Below are 23,775 nucleotides of genomic sequence, written 5' to 3'. Positions count from 1 at the left end.
CTATAACGTGATGTAGAGGAGTTACGACAGTGTCTGGTCACGGAGTAAGGATTTGCTTTGGAGACAATGCGGTATGAGCAATTGCGAGCGCGTCAATCTACGGAATTCCGTGCGAGTTTTTCTTTGCTCAATTGCATTTTTCGGAGCAATGTCGGCAGCGGATGCACAGATTACCGACGCGCACAACGCACTTGCTTCTGGTGACTCGCTGTCTGTCACGGACGTAGTACAGTCTGCGCTTCGGGACTACCCTCTGATTCACATTACTCAAGAGGAATTGAACGCATCGGCAGCGAACATCCGTCTGGCGCGCACTGCCTATCTTCCGCGGATAGACGGTCTGGCCCAATTCAACCGCGCTACTCGCAACAATGTCTTCGGTGCTTTGCTTCCGCAGAACACCCTGCCATTGATCTCGGGCCCGGTTATTGGAACCAATAACGGAGGCTCCGTTTGGGGTAGTGCAACCGGCTTGTTGATCAGTTGGCAGCCGTTCGACTTCGGACTTCGCCACGCCAATGTAGAAGCTGCCCGCGCCGCAAGGGACAAGGCTGATGCCGCCGTCCAGCGCAGCCAACTTGAAGTAGGCACGGCCGCTGCCGATACCTTTCTTACATTGATCGCGGCACGGCAGACAGAAAAGTCGGCTGCAGCAGCGGTAGACAACTGGGATGTCTTACTGCGAAGCACACACGCGCTAGCCTCCGCTCAGTTACGTCCGGGAGCGGATGAATCGCGCATCGATGCCGAGCGTGCAATGGCCCAGACCCAGCTCGTCTATGCAAGACAGGCTGAAGAATTAGGCCTCGCTGCCTTGGCGAAGTTCATACCCCATGCCAATGACAGCGGAACGGCCTTCGACGCCTCTCGCTTGCTGAATGAACTGCCTGCATCGGCGGACGAAGAACTACCGTTCAAGAGCGACCAGAATCCTGTAATGGCCGAACAAAGGGCGACAACGGCGCAGTCATCTGCCCAGTTGCATGCAACAGAACGCAGTTGGGTACCGCAATTCAACCTAGAAGGTGCGGGATATGCGCGCGGGACGGGCGCCGAGACCAATGGACAGCGTCTTACTGGAGCAAACGGCTTAGTTCCGAACGTCCAGAACTATGCTGTCGGGGTGAACATAACTTTTCCGTTTATGGACTTTGCGAGCATTCACGCGCGTGAAGCCGCTCAGGCCGCGACCCTTCGAGCAAATAGAGCGAGCGAACAGCTTTCAGATAGAAACCTGCAGGAGCAGTTCGCCAAAGCCAAGGCTACATTGCACGCCGCACGCGAGATCGCGGCGAATACACCGATTGAGGTGAAGTCCGCTCACATAGCCTTCGATCAGGCACGGGCTCGCTATCAAGCAGGCCTTGCGCCAATCGACGATGTGGCACAAGCGCAGCGGCTCGTAGTGCAGGCCGAGATCGACGATTCCATCGCACGCCTGAATGTGTGGCGTGCTCTTCTCCAATTCGACGCGGCGCGGGGGGACATACAGCCCTTCCTACAGGCCGCCAGTAAGTGAATTTCAGGTAAGGAAGCGATGCGTCTTGTTCTTGCAGCTCTAACTCGTCCCCTCGCCGTGATCGTGGCGTTGATCGCGATCACGGCCGGCTTCGTTCTGTCGCTTGGCCAAATGCGCACGGATATCTTCCCCGAGGTGGGCAATCCGGTCATCTATGTCGCTCAGCCGTATGGTGGCATGACTCCCGCCCAGATGGAAGGATTTCTTACTTACTACTACGAGTATCACTTCCTCTACATCACGGGTATTCAATCGGTCGATAGCAAAAGCATTCAAGGCGCTGCGCTGATGAAGCTGACCTTCCGGGAAGGCACCAACATGCAGCAAGCCATGGGCGAAACTGTCGGTTACGTCAATCGAGCGCGAGCCTTCATGCCTCCGGGAACAGTTCCGCCATTTATCACACGCTTCGATCCTGGAAGCGTGGCTGTTGGCCTGCTTCTTTTCACAAGTTCCACGCATTCCCAAGGCGAACTACAAAACATTGCCCTCAATCAGGTAAGACCCTTGTTTGCGACCTTGCCCGGGGTCTCCGCGCCTCCGCCCTTTGGCGGCAATCAACGGACCATCGTGGTTTCGCTAGATCCTGACAAGCTGAAGCAATACCACATCTCCCCCGAACAGGCGATCTCCGCCGTCAGCAGCGGTACGGTCGTAGCACCGTCGGGAAATCTCTATGACGGTTCTCTCAATCGCATCGTGCGCACCAATGCGACGCTTGGACCGGAGCTGAACGACCTGATGAACACTCCGGTCCACCCTGGATCGGGTACAAGCGTCTATCTCCGCGATATCGGAGCCGTGGAGAACGGAACCGACATCGTGACGGCTTATGCGCATGTCGATGGCCGCCGTACGGTATATATACCAGTGACGAAGCGTTCGGATGCCTCCACTCTTGCCGTCATCAGCGCCGTGAAAGCAGCTATACCAGTATTCAAAAAAGTGATTCCGGGCGATGTCGATGTCCAGCTGGCCTTCGACCAATCTGGATATGTATCGCACGCGATCAACGGCCTAGTCCGGGAAGCACTTCTCGGAGCCTTCTTGACAGGGCTGGTCGTATTGCTCTTCCTCCGGGACTGGCGCGGCGCGCTGATCGTGGTTGCGAATATCCCCTTCGCTCTCGCCGCTGCGGTGCTTCTTCTCTGGGCCACAGGGCAGACCATCAACATCATGACGCTGGGCGGTCTAGCGCTCGCCGTAGGCGTTCTTGTGGACGAGGCCACGGTGGAGATCGAAAACATCCATACGCAATTGCTTCCGGGCGTCTCTCACGCCAAGGCTGTTCTTGAAGCGTGCAAACGGACGGTAATTGCCCGGTTACTTTCGATGTTGTGTGTCCTGGCCGTCTTCGTCCCTTCTTTCTTCATGAAGGGTGTCGGGCGGCAATTGTTTGTTCCGCTGTCTCTGGCAGTCGGCTTTGCAATGATTGCCTCCTATCTGCTGTCAAGCACACTGGTTCCCGTCTTTGGCACATGGATGATGAAGGAGTCGCATCGGCGGGAAGAGTTAGAAGGAGCCTTCGGGCGGCTCCGATTGCGTTATGAAAAATTCCTGGAAGCCGTTCTGAAACGTAGATGGCCTGTAATTCTCACCTATTTCGGAGTGTCAGTGATCGTTTTGCTGGTCGTTACACCGCGTTTGGGAACCGAGATATTTCCCGACGCCAATGGTCCCGTTCTGCGAATGCGTCTGAAAGCTCCGATCGGCACGCGCATCGAAGAGACGGAGCCCATGGTTCTCCACGCGCTCGATCTCATTCGCAAAACAATAGGCAAAGAAAACGTTGAGGTTACATCCGATTATGTTGGTGTGCAGCCATCCAGCTATCCGGTCAACTTGATTCATCTTTTCACCAGTGGGCCTGAGGAGGCATTGGTGCAGGTGCAGCTTCGGTCCGGGCATCCCGATGACGAGCGTCTGCGCGAAGACCTGCGAGCAGCTTTCCAGAAAGAACTGCCCGCGCTCAAGCTGTCTTTCGAGGCAGGAGACATCGTCTCGCAGGTCATGAGTTTTGGTTCTCCCACTCCCGTGCAGATCGATGTACAAGGGGTCAACCTCGATCAAAACTATGCCTACCTTGCGAAGATCGAAGCGGAACTTCGCAAGTTGAGTTTTCTGCGCGATGTGTCAGTCGTTCAGCCGCAGAAATATCCGACGGTTGAGGTGAACATAGATCGTCAGTACGCGGGACAATTCGGCCTGACCATGGCGGACGTCACAAACTCAATGATCGCCGCAACAGGATCATCGCGGTTCACCTCGCCGAACTACTGGCGCGACCCGCAAACGGGGAATGCTTTTCAGATTCAAGTGCAGCTACCCCCGAGCCGCGCTCAGGGCTTGCCTGCCTTGTCCTCTCTGCCGCTGATGCGAGATGGCCTCTCGCAACCTCAACTGGACCAGGTGGCAAGCCTGCAGTACGGCATCATGCCGGAGATGATCGAGAGGCTTAGTGGGCAACGCGTCGTGAGTCTGACAGCCAACCTGCACGGAGTAACTCTCGGAGAGGCGCAAAAAAAGATTCAAGCTGCCCTCAGAAATGTTGCCGCACCGCCGAAGGGCTCAACCGTGACGGTTCGTGGCCAGGTCCCAGCTATGGAGGAGACCATCTCTGGTTTGCGGGTGGGACTTCTGCTTGCCATTGCGACTATCTTCCTCCTCCTGATGGCGAACTTCCAATCTCTCCGATTGCCTTTGGCCATCTTGAGCATGGTTCCGGGCGTTCTCTGTGGTGTGGTGCTCATGCTGCTCATTACGCGAACGACACTCAATATTCAATCCTTCATGGGAGCGATCATGGCGGTGGGCATCTCGGTCGCCAATTCCATTCTTCTGGTGACCTTTGCTGAGCAGGCACGACAGACTGAAGGGGCAGAGACTGCAGCGCACACGGGCGCCGTCGGTCGCCTCCGTGCAATTCTCATGACCGCTACGGCGATGATCTGCGGCATGATCCCCATGGCAATCGGATTCGGGGAGGGCGGCGCACAATCTGCCCCTCTCGGACGTGCCGTGATTGGGGGTCTTCTCTTTTCAACATTCGCCACTTTGGCCGTGCTGCCCGCTATTTACGGCCTTCTGCAGCGACGCGCCTCCGTTACTTCAAATTCATTGAATCCTCAAGATCCCGCGAGTCGCTACTATGTACAGCCATAAGACAGTTGCCATCCTGACCCTCGCTTTCGGCCTGCCAGCCGGCGCGCAGACTCCTGCACATGTAGAGTTTGCCACGGTAGAAAGCCGCACTCCCTCACGAACCGTCTCCCTGCCTGCTGAGCTGGCTCCCTTTCTTCAGGCTGATATCGAGGCGCGAGTACCCGGTTACATCGAACGGGTGCTCGTCGACCGCGGCAGCAATGTGCGGCGAGGTCAATTGTTGGTCGAGCTCTCCGCGCCGGAGATGAAGGCGCAGACCTCCGCTGCCGAATCGACTCTCCATCAGGCAGAGGCCGATGAAAGCCAGGCTGAGGCCCAGGCTGCCGGTATTGAGAGCACCTTTGCGAGACTTGAGGAAGCTTCGAAGACACCGGGAGCCGTTGCTGGCAATGAACTCGTGCAGGCCGAGAAGCAACGTGACGCGGCACACTCACTTGTAAATAGTAGAAAGGCCGCCACACGGGCAGCCCAAGATAGATTGCGTGCGACCAAAGAGCTGGAAGCTTACCTCCGCGTTACAGCCCCCTTCGATGGGACCATTACAGATCGCTTCGTTCATCCGGGAATGCTGGTCCAAGCGAACGCTCACACACCGCTGCTCAAACTTCAACAGGTAGCGCATCTTCGTTTGACCGTTCCGGTGCCAGAAAGCTATGTCGGGCACGTGGTGCGTGGCACGTCTGTGAGCTTCCACATCGCCGCACAACCCGGCAAGTCATATGCAGCAAAGATTGCCCGGATCCCAAACGCTCTTGATCCTCAGAGCAGAACGATGATGGTGGAACTTGACGCATACAACAAAGATGGCACCCTGGCTCCTGGCATGTATCCATCGGTTGATTGGCCGGTGAGTTCAGCGGATCCGCTCCTGCTCGTGCCATCGACGAGTGTCGTGTCCACAACGGAACGCACCTTTGTGATCACCTCTGTCAACGGGCGTGCGCATTGGGTGGACGTTCGCAAAGGTGCAGTTTTTGGAGAACAGGTTGCGATTCGCGCAAATATCAAACAGGGTGAAAAAGTTCTGAAGCGTGCGTCCGACGAGATTCGAGAGGGGACACCGCTGATCTGAACGTTGATTAAGAGTCTATGACCAGCGAAAGCAAGTCTTTGAACAATCATCGCAAGACTGAGGTCCTATGAGCATGTCGACTAGTACGCCACCGTGGCTCCTTCTGATCTTCAGTTTGCCTTCGAAGAGAACTAGCGAGAGGGTAGGGATATGGAGAAAACTCCAGAAGTACGGAACCTTCGCGTTACGCAACTCCGGCTATGTATTGCCGAATACGCCAGTGAATCAGGAACGGCTTGAGTGGTTGGCTACGGCGATCCGTGGATTCAAGGGAGAAGCCTCTGTGCTTCAGGTCCTGGCAATCGATGACCTTCCCTCCGATGTGCTCAAGGAACGATTCCGCGAAGAGCGCAAACCCGACTACACGGCACTCATCCGAGAGGTTCAACAACTCAAACCGTCCGCGCAGGGATTCTCGACGCAACTGACGCGCCTGAAACGACGCTTTGAAGACATTTCCGAAATCGACTTTTTCGAGTCTCCGCTCAGGGTAAAGGCCGAAGAAGCCCTCTACAAGGCGGAGCATCCAGCGACCACGCAAGCGCGGGTCGGGAAAGGTAAGGTATCGAAATCTGACTATCAAAGCCGGGACTGGATCACGCGTCCAAGGCCAGGAATCGATCGGGTCTCCTCCGCCTGGCTGATCAAGCGGTTCATTGATCCCAAAGCCTCCTTCCTCTTTGACAGTAATCCGACCATCCACCCTGAAGCTGTGCCGTTCGACATGTATCAGGCCGGTGGCTTTGGTCATGACGGGGAGAAATGCACGTTCGAAACCCTGTGTGCCCGGTTCGGTCTCGCAGACAAGAAGGTACGACTGATCGGGCAGGCTATCCACGACGCCGACCTCGATGAGGAAAAGTTCGGTCGCACCGAAGGTATCACCATCAACCAGATTCTGAAGGGATGGGCTAAGCAAGGCATCCCGGATGACGAACTGCTAAACAGAGGGATGGATCTGATCGAAGGACTCTATCACTCGATTGCGTAGAAAACGGAGAATTCAATGAAGAGTCAGATAGTATCCTTTGCCGCCTCATGTTTACTCGCCTGCAACTGTACCTTTGCCCAGCCACAGGACGATTCCACCGCATCATGGAAACCCGTAGAGGCCGCCCTGGGGCGATCTGGGCAGATGCAGCCGGGGGAAGTCTATAAATTCGCTCTGCCACGCAGAGACATGAAAGTTGTAAAAGATGGTGTCACCGTAGCCCCTGGGCTTGCGCTGGGCTCCTGGGTGGCCTTCAAGAAGATGGGAAATGAGGCAATGGTGATGGGCGACCTCGTTTTGACTGAGGAGGAAATCGAACCTGTCATGTTGAAGCTCCAGCAGCAAGGAATCGAGCAGACCTCAATTCACAATCACCTGTTGGGGGAATCACCTCGCGTTATCTACATGCACATCGCCGGGCATGGCGATCCGGTTGTGTTGGCACGCTCGCTTGCGGCTGCAATCGCGCTGACGAAGACTCCTGCACCTGCGGCGACGACGCCAGCCACTACCCCGCAGGCAATCGATCTCCAGACACCACAGGTCGAGCAAGCCATCGGTTATTCCGGCAAAGTAAACGGAGGGATCTTGCAGTTTTCCGTTCCGCGCGTAGAGAAGATCACCGATAGTGGCATGGAAGTCCCGCCCGCGATGGGTACCGCTACGGCCATTAACTTCCAGCCTACTGGTCAGGGTAAAGCTGCTATCTCTGGAGATTTTGTTCTGCTTGCCAAAGAGGTCAATCCGGTAATTCGTGCTCTGCGGACGCATGGGATTGAAGTCGAGGCCATGCACAATCACATGTTGTTCGACCAGCCTCATCTCTACTTCATGCACTTCTGGGCCAACGACGATGCTGTTAAGTTGGCGCAAGGACTTCGCGCCGCGCTTGATGAAACCAACTCACAAAAACCGCAAGTCAAGTAGGTCTGCATGAACCGCAGCCTCCAACCCGCAATAGAGCAGAAAGCGCCGTTCGGCGACTTTCTGCTCTATTTCCTCCGTCTCGGAACGCTAGGCTTTGGAGGACCTATCGCCCTGGCCAGCCGGATACAGTCGGAATTAGTGGAGGACCGAGGTTGGATTGAGTGGGAAGATTATCTTGAAGGATTATCGTTTGCGCAGCTAGCTCCCCGACCGCTTGCCGCCCAATTCGCCATGTATCTGGGCTACGTGCGGGAGGTGTGTTGGGCGCAACTGCGGTGGGTGTGGCCTTCGTCGCGCCGTCCTTTCTCATGCCCGAACCTATCATCGTTGTTGGTTCTGGGCATTGCAGGATTGTTCTTATTTTCCTCGATCGGAGGGAAATGAAGATGCATTCTAAGTCAGAGCCAGGCATGCTGAGTGATCTCTGGAGCGACAGTATCCTAAGAAGCCTCAACTACGACGCACGGCTACTCTTTCTTACTCGATTCACTCGCCTCTTCGCATACGGTGCGCTGTCGGTTGTTCTTGTCTTCTATCTGACCAGCATAGGACTCAGTGAATCGCGGATCGGAATGCTTCTCACCTTGACCCTGCTGGGGGACACGGTCGTTTCCCTAATTCTGACAACCCAGGCGGACCGTATTGGACGCCGGCGGATGCTCATTATCGGGTCCGTTCTTATGGCTGGTGCGGGTCTTGCCTTCGCCTGTACGAACAATTTCTTGTTCCTTGTGATCGCCGGGACGGTCGGAGTCGTAAGTCCAAGCGGCAACGAGGTTGGGCCGTTTCTTTCGATTGAGCAAGCCGCGCTCGCGCATGTCGTTTCGTCCTCCACGAGGACGATGGCATTTGCCTGGTACACATTGACCGGGTCATTCGCGACCGCTATTGGGTCTCTCTGCGGAGGCATGCTTCCCGCCTTGGTAAGTTCAAGCGGAACGGCCTCCATCAAAGGCTATCGCGCCGTCGTTATCGCGTATGCCGCGCTCGGTATGGTGTTGACACTGGTGTTCGCGCGACTCTCGTCAGCAACCGAAGTGGGCGCGTCCGAGGATCGCTCCTCAAGTCTTGCGGCTAAAAAGACTCTCCTCGGAATTGGACACTCGCGAGAGATTGTATTCAAGCTATCGGGACTGTTCGCCCTGGACTCCTTTGGCGGCGGTTTCGTCGTTCAGAGTTTCGCTGCCTATTGGTTCTACCTGCGTTTCGGTGTGAAACCGGCCACGCTCGGTGCGATCTTCTTTGGAGCGAATATGTTTGCTGGGATTTCCGCGCTTCTGGCATCCCGCCTGGCATCCCGGTTTGGACTGGTGAGGACGATGGTCTTTACCCATCTACCTTCGAACATTCTGCTTATTTTGCTGCCGCTTATGCCTTCGCTTCAACTTGCGATCGGGGTCTTGTTGTTGCGGTTCAGTATCAGCCAAATGGACGTTCCCACGAGGCAGTCCTACACGATGGCCGTCGTTCATCCCGAAGAGCGATCTGCCGCGGCCGGCATTACGGGCGTGGCGCGAACAATCGGTGCCTCAATCCCACCGATGTTTGTCGGGCTCATGTTCGCCAACCCGCGCTTGATCAATGTTCCGTTCTTCATCGCCGGAACCCTGAAGATCGCCTATGACCTTCTGCTCTATCGGCAATTTGTGGCGATTAAGCCGCCCGAAGAGGCGCTCCGATGATCCGCGCATCGTCACTTTACGAACCAGGAAACAAATGAACTGGAGAGACACAATGAGCCAAGCGGCAGTCATCGTTCTTCTGTTATCGCTGATGGGTGTATCTAACGTTTCGTTTGGGCAGTCCGATGCAAGCGAACTGCTGAAGCTGGAGGCCACGATTCCGATGGCCAATGTCCAGGGTCGGATCGATCACCTCTCAATCGACCTCAAGGGACAGCGACTGTTTGTAGCGGCTCTGGGGAATAATTCGCTTGAGGTGATTGATCTGAAAGCGAACAAAGAAGTTAATTCGGTGCACGGATTGGCGGAGCCTCAAGGGATTGCTTTCATTCCTTCATCCAGTCTAGTTTTCGTAGCGAACGGCAACGACGGGTCAGTCCGGGTATTCGATGCAGTTTCCTGGAAGATGCTTAAATCGATTCCGTACGGAGATGATGCCGACAACCTCCGCCATGAACCGAGCAGCGGTCACATCTGGGTTGGCTACGGGGGAGGCGCTCTAGGGGAGTTTGATCAAAAAGGTACAAAACTCGCGGACATCAAACTAGATGCCCATCCCGAGTCGTTCCAGCTAGAGAAGAACGGAGCGAGAATCTTCGTCAACTTGCCAGGATCACGGAAGATTGCTGTTGTGGACCGTAAGACGGGAGCAGTAGTGGAATCGTGGGGCACGGGAGGGCCGCTAGCCAACTATCCGATGGCTTTGGACGAGCGGGACCATCGGCTATTCGTGGTAACCCGGCTTCCCGCACGGCTCATTGTGCTGGATACCGACCAAGGTAAGCGGATAGCGACTCTTCACGCCATCGGCGATTGTGACGATGTCTTCTATGATGAGCGGCGTCACAGGATCTATGCGATCGGAGGTGAAGGCGGGATTTCAGTGTTCCAACAGCGGGATGCCGACCACTATGACGAACTTGGCCGAATCAAGACGGTCAGCGGAGCGCGGACGGGCTTCTTCTCAGCGGAGTTCGACAAGCTGTATGTTGCCGTGAGGAAACATGATTCCCAATTTGCGGAGATTCGCATTTATACACCGATACCGTAAACGCAATTACACCGGGCTTGCGATTCCTACATCGTGCAGGGTTCCGCTGCTAACGCTACCGGGTCGATGTAGAACCGGGAGAAAACCTCTGTTCCCGGGACGGTACACCGAGCATCAGAAGCACCTGGAGGCTGCCCGTGCATCTATCTCTGATCAGAATCGTCATGATTTCTGCTTTCATCCTGACACTCGGTTTGCTCTGACTCGAAGAGTCATGTCCAGACTCATAATTCTCAGGTGCTCTTCGTCTGTGAACACGGCAACGTTAAGAGCCTCATGGCGGCGTCTTACTTCAATCAATTGGCTCAGGAGCTTCGATTACCTTTCCGGGCGGTGTCGCGTGGCATAGCTCCCGACTCAACGACGGTTCCGCCCGCAATTATTCAGGGCCTGCGCGCTGACGGTTTCGACGTGAGTTCTTTTCATCCTTCAGCCGTCACGTCTTCCGACGTCTCCGCCTCTCAGCGTGTGATCACGATTGGAACTGTACTGCCCGTGGATGCGCAGCTCGCTTCTGCTCAGCCCAAGATCGAACAGTGGAACGATGTACCACCCGCCAGTGTCGGCTACGGCGCGACGCGCGATTCTCTCAAGAGGCATATCAAGGAATTAGTCGAGCAACTGGATAAACGCTAGTCTCTCAGGCTATGTCTGGATTGTCGATTTGACCGGACCTAAAGCGAACATCTTCCGCTCCGGTACGAGAGCGCATCGTAGGTATCCGCCAAGTATCAAAAAGCTAGGCAGCCCTATGCCTTCGTTTGTTGGGACCCCTTCGTTATCTCCGCGAAGCGAGGCCGCGATGTGAGAGTCGGCAGATCTTTCCTTACTCGTGTGCAACCATATCGAGCACTGACTGTTCTCGTACAGTTTGCCTACCGTGAGCCAGTATCCCGTATCGCTGAAGAATTCCATCTGGTATCCAATAGCTCTGAGTCCAGTACAGAATATCGTTGTAAATTCAGCTTGAAATCGGGCCGCTCCAGTTCGAAATAGCGTTTAATCTGACAGGGGGGGCTTAGGTAAGGTGCAAAAAAAGCTCTGCGTCAATGTAGCCGCAGAGTGGTATTGCTCAATTGAGTCAGGCGAAGTTGCTTAGGCCTGTTTCCTGGCTTTGCTTTGCTTGTAGGCCTGTACTTCCTGCCGACAGTCGAGCGCTGTTCCAGCATAGGGAGACGGATAGGAAGAATCGGGCTTTGCTTTCGCTACGGAGTCAGTCTCCGGCTGTGCGTCAATTTCCACAGATGGTACAGGGAGAGGCTCGTTCGGAGTCTCTTCTGCCCGAAGCGACGCGGGGAGCTCTGACGGATCGAATTCGACACCATCTTTCGCCATCTGGAGAGCATTTCTAACGAGTAGCTTCCGCTTGGAATTCAATTTACTGACGGCGACTTCACGGTCAGCTTCCGTGGGAAAGCTCTCGTATTTGGAGACATGCGCCAGTTTGCGATCGAAGAGTCCAATCTCTTCGTGAAGGGACCGGAGTTGGTACTTGCCAGGGGGTGGGGTTGACATCGTTTCCTCCGGAGAAGGTTTATGGCTGCAAAACGGTGGGAGCCTTACGCGAGCGCTCAACTATCTTCCGGGTCGATTGAGAGATAGATTTAGAGAGACGAAGAGGGCGGTTCTGTGAACCGCCCTCTTCCGCATCTTACTTTGAAAAAATTTAGAGAGCCTGAACGTTCTCTGCCTGCCAGCCCTTGGGGCCCTTGACGACGTTGAACTGAACGCTCTGGCCTTCCTGAAGCGAACGGAAGCCATTGCTCTGAATAGCGGAGTGATGGACGAAAACATCCTCGCCGTTAGCGCGGCTCAGAAAGCCGAATCCCTTCGCATCGTTAAACCATTTTACAATTCCCTGTTCCATGAACTTGTTCCTTTTACTGCCTAAGATGTACCGCTGAACTCAACGTGGATTATTTGCGAGTAGAGGGTAACCAGAACCAGCAAGAACCAGATCGGATTCGACGATCAGGTTCTAGTGTACCATTCCTTGCCCGATGTAGAACACGCTGCGACAGGGTTGTTGTCTTGCAGCGGGGTCTGGATTCAGGAGAGAGGTCGAAAGTCGAAGGTCGCCAGATTCATCTGGCCCTCGGTAAGGATATGGATTGTAAGAACGCTTCTACCTGTTGGCAGCTTTAGTTTCAACAGGTTAGACGCGATATTCCAGTGGTGCCATTGACGCCACGCGACAGGATCTGCCGGATTGTTGGTGGTGGGAATGGTAAGAGGGCCTGTGGCTGGTCTGCCGTTGAGGTCGATGGAGATGGTTCCACCTCGGTTGGAGGTGTAGAGCAGGTCGGCGGTGTAGGCACCGGCGTGGTGGACCTCGACGGTGATATTGAACCATTCGCCGGGCTCGGTCCAGCCTACGTAGAGCTGGTTGGCAGGCGGCATCACGATGGTCCAGGGGTTATCGTCGATTCTTTCGGGGGAGTTATGGAATTTTGTGTACGAAATATCGACTCCCTCGCGCAGACGGAACTCATTGAGGTAGGTTCCGTTGGCAGGGTTCAGTTTTCCGGAGCCTTGGTTGACGGCGTCCGTGTCGTGGTAGGCGACTCCTTCGCCGCCCTCGTCGTAGAAGGCGCACTCGACCTTGCCTGGGATGGTTTGAGGAGCGATCTGCGGGGCATGGAGGTAAGGAGTGCCCTTATACGTCTTCGGCAGATTGGATTGTGCGACAGCAATCACAGCGAGAAGCGTTGGTAAGAAGAGGAACGGAATCGTTCTTCGCAAGCAGGTTCACCTCGAGAGAATGGTACTTCGAGCACAAGGGGGCGTCACTCGCATCGCAGGTTCGTGCTGGTGTAATCTGGCCGTTAGCAGGGCGGTGTTTATGGCACAGGGCGATCGAAGAGTGCACGGATTGGCGCGCCAGATTCTGTGGGTTTGTCTTGCAGGCGTATCGGCGGGAGGATGGGCATCGTCTGCGTTAAGTCAGGACGCAAAGACGATGCTGGTTGTGCCGCCTTCTCCCCTGCTTCCACAGCAGGCAGGGGATTGGGTCCGTCAGTCCGATGCGGCGGCTGCGTCTCCGATAAAGAGTGACGAGAAGCTGGATCAAATCCTGAATGAAGATGGACTGAAGCGAAGTGAGCAGGCGGTCTATCGTGTCGGAGATGCCGGACCGTTGGTGGCGGTGACAGCGCGACAGTTTGTCGACGCTACGGGAGCGCACGCGGCTTACAACTACTTTGGACGGCCCGGCTCGGTCTATCGTGGTGTGGGGCTGGGTGAGGAGACGACTCTGAACGGTGACCGCTATGTATTTCGTAGCGGGGGAAGCGTCGTGGAAGCGACCGGTGCCCGGGGGCCGAAGGTCGAAGCTCTCCTGAACAGGATACAGATTGGGTTGCCGAAGGTGAGCGGGCCAAAGGGGCTAGCTCCGACGCTGCCGACGCTTCTGCCGCAGAAGGGGCTGGACCGCGATTCGGTGAAATACGCGCTGGGGCCGATAAGCTACGAATCGATGGGGGGTATCTTGCCGGGAGCGATCCTGGGCTTTGATAAGGCCGCCGAGGCGGTGATGGCGAAGTATGCAGGAAGGGGCTCCCTCACCATGCTGCTCTATCCGACTCCGGAGATCGCCGGAGACAGATTGCGTGCGATCGAAGCGGAGATTCGCAGGCTAGGCAGATCGGCTGGAACCGTAGTGATGCGCCGTTCGGGAAACCTGTTGATGATTACGACAGGGCAATGGACGCTGCCGGAAGCGAAGGCGCTGGTGCAGGGAATTCATCCTCGCGTCGAGGTGACCTGGAACAAACCCATGCCGCCAGAATTTCATGTGGAAGTTCGCAAGACCTATAGTCTTCTGAGCAGCATCGCGATCTTCTGCGGCTTTGGGGCATTGGCCGCGGTGGTCCTTGGACTTTCGCTGGGAGCAGGGAGAGCTGCAATTCGGGTGCTGCAGGGCAAACCGGCGGCCACCGAGCCGGAATTTCTAAGAATCGACCTGAGTGGAAGACAGTTGCCGATCCAGGCGGAAGGTCGAGGGTCAGGGGTCAAAGGGTAGACCGATGCACCAAGGGTGGTGCAAGCGGAAAGCTAAGCACCTGATTCGACGACCATTTATTTGACGACACGAGAGCTAAAAGCGAAGTTTAGGCGAATAAACGGGTGGGTGTTACCTACTTTATAACGTTGATAACTAGTTGGAATAAAACGAGTTATGGTTTTTAGGTTTAAACCTTGACACGTCATTTTGCCAAACATAGTATTTCGCCAGAAAGTTCTGATGGCTTTGCCTCCGTTGGAACTATTCTCCCTAAAGAAGAGGCCGCCCTGTTGCCGGGCGGCCTCTTCGCGTTTCAGAAAAAATCACACAAACGCTCGAAGATCTGTCGAGACGAATCAAAGAATCGAGCTTGGAGTGACTGAAACTCACTGATCGTGTTAGGGTTGCATGAGAAAAGTAGGAGGTCGGACCAATGCCGTTCCGCTTGGGGCTGATTGCGGCGGTTGCTGTGGTTTCGTTTGCGGCAGCACAGGATACGCGGCATGTAACCGAGCCGAAGGTACCCCGTGCATGCACCAAACTGAAAGCTCAGTTGCATGCGGTGAACGACGGCCTCGGGGACGCGGACGAGGCGAGGCTCGACACCGAGCGGATTCAGAAGGCGCTCGATCACTGCAAATCAGGGACGGCAGTTGAACTTGAGATGTCACGAGGCAGGGATGCATTTCTTAGCGGCCCGCTTGAGATGAGAGAGGGCGTGACGCTGCTTGTGGACAAGGGCGTGACGCTGTTCGGATCTCGCGATGCAGCCGTGTACGAGATAAAGGAGGAAGGCTCCACATCCGGCTTATGTGGAACGATTGCGATGGGAGCACCACCGGCTGTTTTTCCGGCACCGCAGCATCCCGCGCCGGCACGTGGAGGATGTCGTCCGTTGATCAGCGTGAATAACGCGAAGAATGTCGGGATCATGGGCGATGGCGTAATCGATGGCCGAGGATACGCGAAGATCCTGAATAAGGACTACAGCTGGTGGCAGATGTCGCGCAAGGCGGAGCCAAAGAATGAGAGGTACTTCACGCCGCGAATGATCGTGGCATCGCACGCGGATGGGCTGGTGCTGTACCGGATTACGCTGCACAACTCGACGAACTTCCACGTGAGCGTAAACCAGACCAACGGTTTCACGGCCTGGGGGGTGCATCTGCTAACCCCTACGGTTCGGGGGACGGATGCGCGGAACACAGATGGAATCGATCCGGGCAGTTCTACCAATGTGACGATCGCGCATAGCTGGATCGACAACGGCGACGACAATATTGCGATCAAGACCGGCGTCTCGCATATGAGTGTGATCGACAATCACTTCTACTCGGGGCATGGGATGTCGATCGGGAGCGAGACCTACACGGGACAGAGTTATCTGCTGGTGGATGGATTGACGGAAGACCATACGACGAGCGGTATCCGTATTAAGAGCAATGTGACCCGAGGTGGCTCGGTGCATGACCTGATGTATCGGAATATCTGCATGAGGGATGTGAAGAATCCCATTGCAATCAGTCCCTATTACACCAACCAGACGACGGAGCCTTTCGAGGATCCGACGTACAAGGGGGACCGTATTCCGGACTATAAGTCCATCACGATCCAGAACATGACGAGTACGACGGATGGCGATGTGCTGATCGCGGGTCTGAACAGCGATCACATAACGCAGGTGACGCTGGACAACGTACGTGTGGATGGGATCGCGCCCTCGCAGGTGCATGGCCATTTCGCTACCGTGACGCTGGGACCAGGGGGGACCAATATAGATTTCAGCGGAACAGATGTTAAGGTGGTGTCGCCGACCTCACCGAAGCAAATCGAGCCATATAGTTGCGAGGGAAAGTTTGTCCCGATGCAGTAGGCGGCTCGCTTCTGTTGGGTAATCCAGAATATGTTCAGGAAGAACAACCCAGCGAAACCGGCTTTATATAGCTGGTAGGAAATCGGCGGATCCCAGTTCATCGACCGAGATAGGTCTTGTATTGGGTCTCCACCACTCCCGTATTTCGGGCCAGCCTCAGCTTTGCCTGGTTGTACTGATAGAGCGTCTCGACCAACCTTGACTGCGCTGACGCGAGCGTAGCCTGCGCCTGTACGACCGGAAGATTGTCGTCGATGCCTGCGGCAAATCTGTCGGTAGTGTCTTGCAGCGCCTGGGTCGCGAGTCCTACATTACTTTGGGCTACCTTTACCTGATCATCGGTTGCCTCGACGTCCAGCATCGCCGAACGAATCTGCTGCTCGATGGTCACCTTCAGACTCTGGATCTGTTGGCGGAGACCGATGAGCTGCGATTGGGCCACCTCGCGTTCGCCGCGAAGCTGCCCCTCCTGAAAGATTGGGAACGTCAGCTTGCCCACCGCGCTGAACACGCCGTGGTAGAGGCCATGGGTCTCGCCCAGCACGCCGTAATAACCGTCGAACGAAAGGGAGGGCAAACGCTCGTACTTTACTGCCTTCTGGGTGCGATCCGCGACATCCATCTGTGCTTCGAGACTGCGCAGATCCTTGCGTCTCTCATAGGCCAGGGACATCGTCTGGTCCAGCGGAAGCGCTGCGAATTCGGCATAAGGAGTGGTATCGGTCAGGGTCAGCTCCTGCTCGGCTGGAAGGCCCATCAGACGGTTCAGGGCAATCTTGTCCTTGGCGAAGGTATTCTCGGCATTGATCAGCGTCTGCTGCTGGGTCTGCAGCTGAACCCGCGCGCGCAGGACATCGAGGTGTGTTCCCACTCCGGCGTCGTGTGAGGCCGTTGCCTGGTTCAGGGCCACCTCGTCCGCCTTCAGGAGTGCGCGTGCATTCTCGATCTCCGACGCGTCGGCCACAGCGCGGAGATACTGGCTGCCCACGTTCAGGGCCACGACTCCCCGCTCGTTTAGTGTTGTCCAGGAGGCGACGTCATCGGCCCTCTGTGCGGCCCGGTAGAGGTAGTAGGCCGGGACATTGAAGAGCTGCTGGTTCAGGTTCAACTGGGCCGAGGTAACGTCTACCTTTACGATCTGCGGAAAGGTTCCAACATAACCGGGGATCGAGATGGTGTTGGGGTTGAATCCCAATGCGGCGAGGTTGATCTGCTGCGTCGAGGTCTTCGCCACGGCAGTCATGCTCGGAAGCAGGTTATTCTTCACCTGCAGAACCTGGCCATGAACCGACCTCTGATTCTGGAGCGCCAGCACGATTCCCAGGTTGTGCTGGAGTCCACGGCCGATCGCCTCATCGATACTCAGGGGGAGCGCATTCGGAGTCGCCCGTTCGACCACAACCCCGCCTGCCAGCCGCGTCGCTGGGGCGTTGGGCGCGGTATTCGGTTCAGGGGCCGATGGAAGCTCTTCTGGCTTCGGCTGTTGGGCCAGCGAGGCCAGGGAGAATCCGAGCCACATGGCTGCAACCGGCAAATACTTCCTTGTCATCGAGAGACGAAACTCCAATTTCATCAAAGGTTGAATGGGAAATCTTCTGTATTCACAGGATTAGATTACCCGCTGGCTGCCCGGGTTGCGAAAATCCGCCGCAAAATCGCTGCCACGGCCGAGGCTCGTCTAAAATACAAAGAAAGGCCTTATGCGTCCAACCATCATGAACCGCATCTCTCTCGCTGCTACTCTGCTCGCCGCCTTGTGCCTTCCTGCAGCGGCCCAGTTCTCCGCACCGCCGAACTCCGGTAACGCCTTCAAAGACACCTCCATGCTGAAGCCGCCGGCCGGAGCAAAGGTCGCCATCTATAAGTTCGAGGATCTCGAGTGCCCGGCCTGCGCGCATGCGTACCCCATCGTTCACGCAGCGGCCGATCGCTACAAGATTCCCATCGTCCGGCGCGACTTTCCTCTGAAGATGCACATCTGGAGCCGCGACGCCGCCATCACCGCGCGTTACCTGCAGGACAAGGTCTCGCCGCAGGTCGCCGAGGAGTTCCGAGGCGCTGTCTTCGCTGCACAGACCTCCATCGCTTCCAAAGAAGATCTTTCCAACTTCACCCGTCGATTCTTCCAGTCTCACAAACTGAATCAGCCGTTCGTGATCGATCCTTCCGGCCTCTTCGCCGCCGAGGTCAATGCCGACTACACGCTCGGCGAGCGCATCGGGATCACCCAGACCCCCACCATCTGGGTCGTGAGCCAGAAGAACTGGGTTCAGGTGACAGATATCAACCAGCTTTACGCCACGATCGACAACATGGAATCCCAGGTTGCAGCCGAGACTCCGGGAAAGAGTGCCGCGGCAAACTCCAAGCTGCGCCACGCGTCGACACCCCAGAACTAGTTTTTCGAAGAAAAGCGATTCGGGTCTGGCTTCGTTCTCTGAGCCAGGCCTGAATTGTTTAACTCACTTATTTCACCACGAAGATCAGGAAGTAATCCTGTCCATCGGCCTTGGTGAAGTCATAAGTGGCACTTAGCCGGAAACCTGCTTCCCCCATCTCCTTTTCCACAACTTCATGGTCGACGCCGTGATTGGCACCGTTGCCATTCTTGTCGATGATGCCAACCCGCCCGCCTTCACGCAGCGCAGGCCGCAGCTTCTGCATGAACTCCACCGGATGCGCGATCTCGTGGTAGACCTTCAGCAGAAGCACGGCGTCTACGCTCCCGGAAGGAAGCATCGGATCGTTGGGCCGTCCGAGCACCGTGCGGACGTTGCCGAGATTCTCCTTCGCGATGCGCTTGCCGATCGCCTCAATGGCCAGAGGATTGATGTCTTCCGCGAGCACCGCTCCCGTAGGACCGACACGCTTGCTGGCGCGTACCGTAAACCAGCCTGAACCGGCGCCGATGTCGCCGACGTTCTTTCCTGCCCGGACGTCGAGCAGATCCATCACACGGTCGATCTGGAGCTTCTTATCGCGGTCCGGGTACTCGAAGATGGAGAGATCACCGGCATAGGGTGTGCTGGTGGGCCGTTGCCCACCCGGTTGCGGAGCCTGGGAAGGAGCGGCCTGCGGATGCACGCATGGCACAAGCGCGAGAGAAACCAGCAGCGCGATGACAAAACGAGATGCGCTCATCATGCCTCCGGCGTTGCAATCTCTGGTTCCGGCCGCTACTGAATCTGTACCAATTCCTGCGCGTCCGTTTTATGCGACGAGTTTGGAGTGACGGTGTCCTTCTGCGGAGCCCGCCAGTGGTCTATATAGCTGACCTGGTGAACGCAGCTGATGGTGCAACTCGGAGAGCAGCCCTTCTCGGTGAGAAACTCGCGTTTGACGTCCGCAGTCGTATATTCCGCGAGCGGAACCGCCGGAAAGCCGCGTTGCTGGCTGCAGTAATGCACCAGACCGTTCTCGCAGACGTAGAGGTAACGTCCGCCGGCGCGGCAGCGCCAGTCGTTGGTCTTGCCGTTGGCGATCGCTTCCTGGAAGTGGTTGAAGCGGGAGTAGCTGCGACGTGTAAGCTTGCGGACCTTATCCCAGACGATGCGTTCGGAATCGCCAAGGGGCTTGAGCTGGCCGGTACCGTCGTGAATGATTCCGATCGTCGAGCTGAAGCCAAGGCCAAGCGCCCGCTCGCTGACCACGCGGGCATCGTCGGGATTCGCGATTCCGCCACCCACGACTGAATTGATGTTCACGTGGAACTCCGCGTGTTCGGTCAGCATCTGCAGCTTCTTGTCCAGAACCTTGAGACTTTTTTTAGAGACTGCGTCCGGCATCACATTGTCGATCGAGATCTGCATGTGATCGAGTCCGGCGCGGTTCAGCCGCTGGATACGATCGGGCATCAGCAGATATCCATTGGTGATCATGCCGGCGATAGCGCCTGTCTTGCGAATGCGGGCAATAATCTGGTCGAGATCGGGATGCAGCAGGGGTTCGCCGCCCGAGATGGTGATAACACTTGTCCCCAACCGTCCCAGATGATCGATACGGCGGAGCATCTCGTCCACCGGTACGGGATCGGAGAAGTCGTCATACTCATTGCAGTAGGTGCAGGAGAGATTGCACCTGCGCATCGGCACGATGTGCGCCATGTAGGGGTGGCCCGTAGACGCCAGTGCAGAGCCAATGGATGCCAGCTCGCGTATCTTACGCGTCGCAGCCTTCCAGCGCCGCTTGGCACGACTAGGTGGCTTCAGGGTAACGGTCGCAGCAGAGGACATAGTCGAGGTTAAGTATATCGGACGGGGCAACTTGCGGGCATCAAAGGTCGGAGAAAGGGGGCTGGAAAGCCTGGGGACGCATCGAGCGGCGAAGTTCAATCGAGCCGCGTCATGTCTCGTACATGCTCGTGCAGGGCATTCATTCGGTCGCGGAGCGCGGGCGAATCGAGCCTCATCTGCTCGGCCGCTGCGCTGACCTGGCGTCTTGCGACCGCCATCTGGCGCTGAAACTCCGGATTACTGGACCAGGCATCGAGCTTTGCCATCATCTGGTTCATCTCCGGCGTGTCGCCAACCTCTTCGAGACTGTGCCGCATCTTTGCGGCCATGGCAGTCATCACGGGTTCCAGTTCTGCAAGCGTGGCGCGAGTATCCTGGGCCTGCGGAGAATTGCCAAAGAACCCCTCGATATTGGCCCACGGCTCAACTGCAGAGCGTTTCTTCGCGTCGGGAATGAGGGTCAGGGTCTGTTGTTTCTTATCGCGAAGGACAACGACAGTTACAGATCTCCCCTTATTCTCGTGAATTGTCTTCGACCAGTCGTTGCCACTGGCGATCTCAACAGAATTCACCTTGACCACGACATCGCCTGCCTTCATTCCGGCGTCGGCCGCAGGACTGTTGGGCTCCACGCTTCGCACGAGCAGACCGGCACTCCCCTGTGCACCGAAGAAGTCCGCGAGTTGCGGCCCCATCACTTCGAGCTTTGCTCCCGTGAAGGAGGAGCTAACCAGCATCGTCGTTCCAAGAAAAGCGCGAGTTCCCTTGGTCGACCCCGACTTCGAGGGTGAGAGGAAGGAGTTTCCCACGCGTGGAGTGGAGGCGGAGGAACTTCCTGAGGGATCGGGCACGGTGTAGTGCTTCTCCCATGCCTGGCGCTCCACCTCTTCGCGGTTCGCCAACTGCGTCTGGATCGTCCGCTGCTGGCCATCGCGGCTGATCACGAACGTTACCTGGCGTCCAGCGGGTGTCTCGCGAAGCATGCGACGAAGCTGTTCTTCGTCGTCGATGGCCTGACCGTTCATCTGCAGGATGACGTCATGCAGCTGTAACCCTGCCTTGCACGCCGGGGCGTCATGGTCGACACCCGTGATCTCCGCGCCACGGGCTTCTTTCAGCTTGAGTACGACTGCCTGTTCGTCGCTGACGTCACGAAGGTCGACGCCAAGATATCCCTGCATATTCTTGCTTGAAAGACCCACCATCCGGAGCATGGCATCGTCGTGCAGCAGGTTGGTCTGAGCCCAGGATGGGGCTTCGCACAGCAGGCCAATGCCCGTGGCGAGAACCAGAATGCTGAATGATCTTCCGTGCTTCATCTTGCCTTCCTTGCATCCATCCCGGCTTGTTCACGGTGCTTTCGCTGTGACCTGGCTACTGAATCGAATCCGATCCTTGCAGCGTGTTGAAACTCACGGTGCGGATATTGGGATTCTCGTCCTGGGTGGAGACGGTGCGCAGCACCTGCCTCACGCTGGAGTCGTGCTGGACCGGCGTAAGAAGACTGACCGCAGCCATCCGGACCTGCGCATCGGGATCGTGCGCCAGTGCCTCAAGCACGGCATCGCGAACCCGCTGGTCCTGCGCGATGAAACTCTCCAGGCCCTCGAGAGCCTTCAGGCGAACGCCTGCATCTTTGTCGTAGCGAAGAGAGACCAGAAGTGCACCGCGAACGCCCTTGCCATCCTCTCTCGCGGAGCATTCATGACCAGCCTTGCATTCGCTGGCCAGCAACTGAACCGAGTTGGCGCGAACCCCTTCAGCAGAGGACGTCGTTGCTTTCATCAGCAGGTCGCGAATCTCCTTGGAGTCCAGCGAGCCCTCCGCCGTCTCCGGAACCATGCGGTTGTAATGGACCTGCACCAGCTCGGAATCGGGCGTGCGGTCGATTCCCGTGACATTGGCGATTACGCTCTGCGTGGGATTGGTATAGATCGGTCCCTGGTGTGGCACCGGCAGATTAGCCACCTGGTAGCGATTCAGAAAATTGCCCCCGAGGAAGCCGACTCCCACCAGCAGGGTCGCCAGCGCCGGAGCGCTGCGAACATGTCCCATCCAGATGAAGAAATTGGTTCTGAACCGTGTCAGGAAGCCGTGGGCCGGAATGGCGTCCAGGGCATCGTCCAGTCGCATCCGCGATTGCGCCAGTAAGTTTGGAGTCGGCTCGGCAACCGGAAGCGTCGCCAAATGGATTTCCATACCCTGCAGGATCTCCAGTTCGTCCTTGCACTCCCCGCAGGTCATCAGATGCTGTTCCAACGGGCCCGATAGCTCATCCGGCAGCTCGCCGTAGTACGCCAGGATCACGTTGTCTTTCGCCATCTCACACTTCATTTCCGTATACCTCTACCAGCCTCAAAAATTGCCGTGTTTTTCTGTCCGGGTCTATATGCCCGTCTTTTTTTTGGGGTACTGCCTAACTCTAGTTTCCTCGCAACTCCGCCAGATTCGCCCGCAACTTTCTCGTCGCTCTGAAGAGCGTATTCTTCGCGGTCTCCTCGGTCGTGTTCAGCATCTCGCCGATGGTGCGCAGCTTCAGTCCCTGGTAGTGCTTCAATTCAAAAACCATCCGTTCACGCGGAGTCAGCTTATCGAGGGCGGCCAGAATCCGCTCACCCATCCGTTTCCGCTCCAGCTCCCGCGCCGGGTTCGACATCGCGCGGTCGTCCGAGATATTCGCCAGCAGATCCAGTTCGTCGCCGCTGGAGTCCAGCACCGTCGCCGGATCCTCCCTGCGGCTCTTGCGCCGCCGGAGCTGATCGAGGCAAAGATTCGTTACGATCCGGTACAGCCATGTATAGAAGCTGCACTCAAACCGGAAGTTTCCCAGATGCCGGTAGGCCTTGATGAAAGCCTCCTGATGCACATCCTGGGCATCCTGCTCATTCCCAAGCATATGCAGCGCCAGCCGGAGAACACTCTGGTCATAACGCCGAACCAGGGTGTCGAACGCCGCTCGCTGGCCCTTCTGGGCCTCGCGGATCAACTCGTCGTCCTCAATGCGCTGTTGCGCACGAGCCTCGAGCTGCGCCGGTGTCAGCTTGCTGTTTCTTGCGCCGGATTGAGCCGCTGCCTTTGCCATCCCTGGCAACGATTCTACCGCCGCATCCCGCAAACCCAGCGCGAAAGGGCTGGATTGCCGACCCCGAGAGGTCAATGTGAGCCTGGAAGCAAGTTCGCTCCCAGGGGTAATCCCAATTGCTTCAGCCTTCATACGTCCGACTCCGGAGTCAGGAACGACATTTCCTGTTCAATAGACCCAA

Annotated in this window: 21 protein-coding genes; 12 read left to right on the top strand and 9 right to left on the bottom strand. The window is 56.7% G+C overall.

Annotated features, from left to right (window positions below):
* The first annotated feature begins 148 nt into the window (after nt 1–148).
* The 9 genes from BDD14_RS14335 to BDD14_RS14295 all read left to right on the top strand — a co-directional run bounded on the left by BDD14_RS14335 (nt 149) and on the right by BDD14_RS14295 (nt 11,040).
* A complete protein-coding gene (locus BDD14_RS14335) occupies nt 149–1,519 on the top strand; it encodes a TolC family protein (RefSeq protein ID WP_165420082.1) in 1,371 nt (456 codons plus the stop codon).
* Nucleotides 1,520–1,537: 18 nt separating this feature from the next.
* Nucleotides 1,538–4,681 (top strand): efflux RND transporter permease subunit, encoded by a 3,144-nt coding sequence (locus BDD14_RS14330; RefSeq protein WP_130419401.1) that lies wholly within the window; start codon nt 1,538–1,540, stop codon nt 4,679–4,681.
* The gene (locus tag BDD14_RS14325; RefSeq protein ID WP_130419400.1) at nt 4,668–5,753 is read left to right on the top strand and encodes an efflux RND transporter periplasmic adaptor subunit; all 1,086 of its coding nucleotides are present in this window, start codon (nt 4,668–4,670) and stop codon (nt 5,751–5,753) included. The genes BDD14_RS14330 and BDD14_RS14325 overlap by 14 nt, the downstream gene beginning before the upstream one ends.
* Nucleotides 5,754–5,820: 67 nt before the next feature.
* Nucleotides 5,821–6,744 carry a chromate resistance protein ChrB domain-containing protein gene (locus BDD14_RS14320; RefSeq protein WP_130419399.1) on the top strand — a complete coding sequence of 308 codons (924 nt, stop codon included), beginning with the start codon at nt 5,821–5,823 and terminating at the stop codon, nt 6,742–6,744.
* A gap of 15 nt (nt 6,745–6,759) precedes the next feature.
* Nucleotides 6,760–7,671 carry a DUF1259 domain-containing protein gene (locus BDD14_RS14315; RefSeq protein ID WP_130419398.1) on the top strand — a complete coding sequence of 304 codons (912 nt, stop codon included), beginning with the start codon at nt 6,760–6,762 and terminating at the stop codon, nt 7,669–7,671.
* Between the two features lie 6 nt (nt 7,672–7,677).
* A complete protein-coding gene (locus BDD14_RS34505; RefSeq protein ID WP_207231741.1) occupies nt 7,678–8,055 on the top strand; it encodes a chromate transporter in 378 nt (125 codons plus the stop codon).
* A 2-nt stretch (nt 8,056–8,057) separates the two neighbouring features.
* Nucleotides 8,058–9,353, top strand: a complete 1,296-nt coding sequence (locus BDD14_RS14305; RefSeq protein ID WP_207231740.1) for an MFS transporter — start codon at nt 8,058–8,060, stop codon at nt 9,351–9,353.
* A 52-nt stretch (nt 9,354–9,405) separates the two neighbouring features.
* Nucleotides 9,406–10,404 carry a YncE family protein gene (locus BDD14_RS14300; protein WP_130419397.1) on the top strand — a complete coding sequence of 333 codons (999 nt, stop codon included), beginning with the start codon at nt 9,406–9,408 and terminating at the stop codon, nt 10,402–10,404.
* 276 nt (nt 10,405–10,680) lie between these two features.
* Nucleotides 10,681–11,040, top strand: coding sequence for a hypothetical protein (locus BDD14_RS14295; RefSeq protein ID WP_130419396.1), 360 nt, complete (start codon nt 10,681–10,683; stop codon nt 11,038–11,040).
* A 459-nt stretch (nt 11,041–11,499) separates the two neighbouring features.
* On the opposite strand, the gene BDD14_RS14290 is transcribed toward BDD14_RS14295, so the two are convergent.
* From BDD14_RS14290 to BDD14_RS14280, 3 genes are all read right to left on the bottom strand, one after another.
* Nucleotides 11,500–11,919: a hypothetical protein gene (locus tag BDD14_RS14290; protein ID WP_130419395.1), complete on the bottom strand. Its 420-nt coding sequence runs from the start codon at nt 11,917–11,919 to the stop codon at nt 11,500–11,502.
* A 151-nt stretch (nt 11,920–12,070) separates the two neighbouring features.
* Complete coding sequence (locus BDD14_RS14285) at nt 12,071–12,271, bottom strand: cold-shock protein (protein ID WP_035350315.1); 201 nt, start codon at nt 12,269–12,271, stop codon at nt 12,071–12,073.
* A gap of 182 nt (nt 12,272–12,453) precedes the next feature.
* Nucleotides 12,454–13,146: a carbohydrate-binding protein gene (locus BDD14_RS14280; RefSeq protein ID WP_242617948.1), complete on the bottom strand. Its 693-nt coding sequence runs from the start codon at nt 13,144–13,146 to the stop codon at nt 12,454–12,456.
* Nucleotides 13,147–13,246: 100 nt separating this feature from the next.
* Here BDD14_RS14280 and BDD14_RS14275 point away from each other — a divergent pair, with 100 nt between their 5' ends.
* Together BDD14_RS14275 and BDD14_RS14270 are read left to right on the top strand one after the other, a co-directional pair.
* Entirely contained in the window at nt 13,247–14,425 is a 1,179-nt protein-coding gene (locus tag BDD14_RS14275) for a DUF6599 family protein (RefSeq protein ID WP_130419394.1), read from the top strand.
* Nucleotides 14,426–14,840: 415 nt separating this feature from the next.
* On the top strand, nt 14,841–16,280 hold the full coding sequence (locus BDD14_RS14270) for a glycoside hydrolase family 28 protein (RefSeq protein WP_130419393.1): 1,440 nt from the start codon (nt 14,841–14,843) through the stop codon (nt 16,278–16,280).
* A gap of 97 nt (nt 16,281–16,377) precedes the next feature.
* Here BDD14_RS14270 and BDD14_RS14265 read toward each other — a convergent pair whose 3' ends face one another.
* Nucleotides 16,378–17,829: a TolC family protein gene (locus BDD14_RS14265; RefSeq protein WP_242617947.1), complete on the bottom strand. Its 1,452-nt coding sequence runs from the start codon at nt 17,827–17,829 to the stop codon at nt 16,378–16,380.
* A gap of 151 nt (nt 17,830–17,980) precedes the next feature.
* Between BDD14_RS14265 and BDD14_RS14260 the strand changes: the two genes are divergently transcribed.
* Complete coding sequence (locus BDD14_RS14260; protein ID WP_242617946.1) at nt 17,981–18,679, top strand: DsbA family protein; 699 nt, start codon at nt 17,981–17,983, stop codon at nt 18,677–18,679.
* Between the two features lie 67 nt (nt 18,680–18,746).
* Here the strand turns inward: BDD14_RS14260 and BDD14_RS14255 are convergent, their stop codons facing one another.
* The 5 genes from BDD14_RS14255 to BDD14_RS14235 form a co-directional block, all read right to left on the bottom strand.
* Complete coding sequence (locus tag BDD14_RS14255) at nt 18,747–19,424, bottom strand: class I SAM-dependent methyltransferase (protein WP_130419392.1); 678 nt, start codon at nt 19,422–19,424, stop codon at nt 18,747–18,749.
* A gap of 32 nt (nt 19,425–19,456) precedes the next feature.
* Nucleotides 19,457–20,512 (bottom strand): radical SAM protein, encoded by a 1,056-nt coding sequence (locus tag BDD14_RS14250; RefSeq protein ID WP_130419391.1) that lies wholly within the window; start codon nt 20,510–20,512, stop codon nt 19,457–19,459.
* A 95-nt stretch (nt 20,513–20,607) separates the two neighbouring features.
* Nucleotides 20,608–21,831 (bottom strand): PDZ domain-containing protein, encoded by a 1,224-nt coding sequence (locus tag BDD14_RS14245; RefSeq protein WP_130419390.1) that lies wholly within the window; start codon nt 21,829–21,831, stop codon nt 20,608–20,610.
* A gap of 55 nt (nt 21,832–21,886) precedes the next feature.
* Entirely contained in the window at nt 21,887–22,834 is a 948-nt protein-coding gene (locus BDD14_RS14240; protein ID WP_242617945.1) for a HEAT repeat domain-containing protein, read from the bottom strand.
* Between the two features lie 100 nt (nt 22,835–22,934).
* The gene (locus BDD14_RS14235) at nt 22,935–23,726 is read right to left on the bottom strand and encodes an RNA polymerase sigma factor (protein ID WP_130419388.1); all 792 of its coding nucleotides are present in this window, start codon (nt 23,724–23,726) and stop codon (nt 22,935–22,937) included.
* Nucleotides 23,727–23,775 lie beyond the last annotated feature (49 nt).

Source organism: Edaphobacter modestus, assembly GCF_004217555.1.
Classification (GTDB): domain Bacteria; phylum Acidobacteriota; class Terriglobia; order Terriglobales; family Acidobacteriaceae; genus Edaphobacter; species Edaphobacter modestus.
The sequence above is the reverse complement of the archived record's forward strand: the minus strand, read 5'-3'. Positions and strand labels throughout refer to the sequence as shown.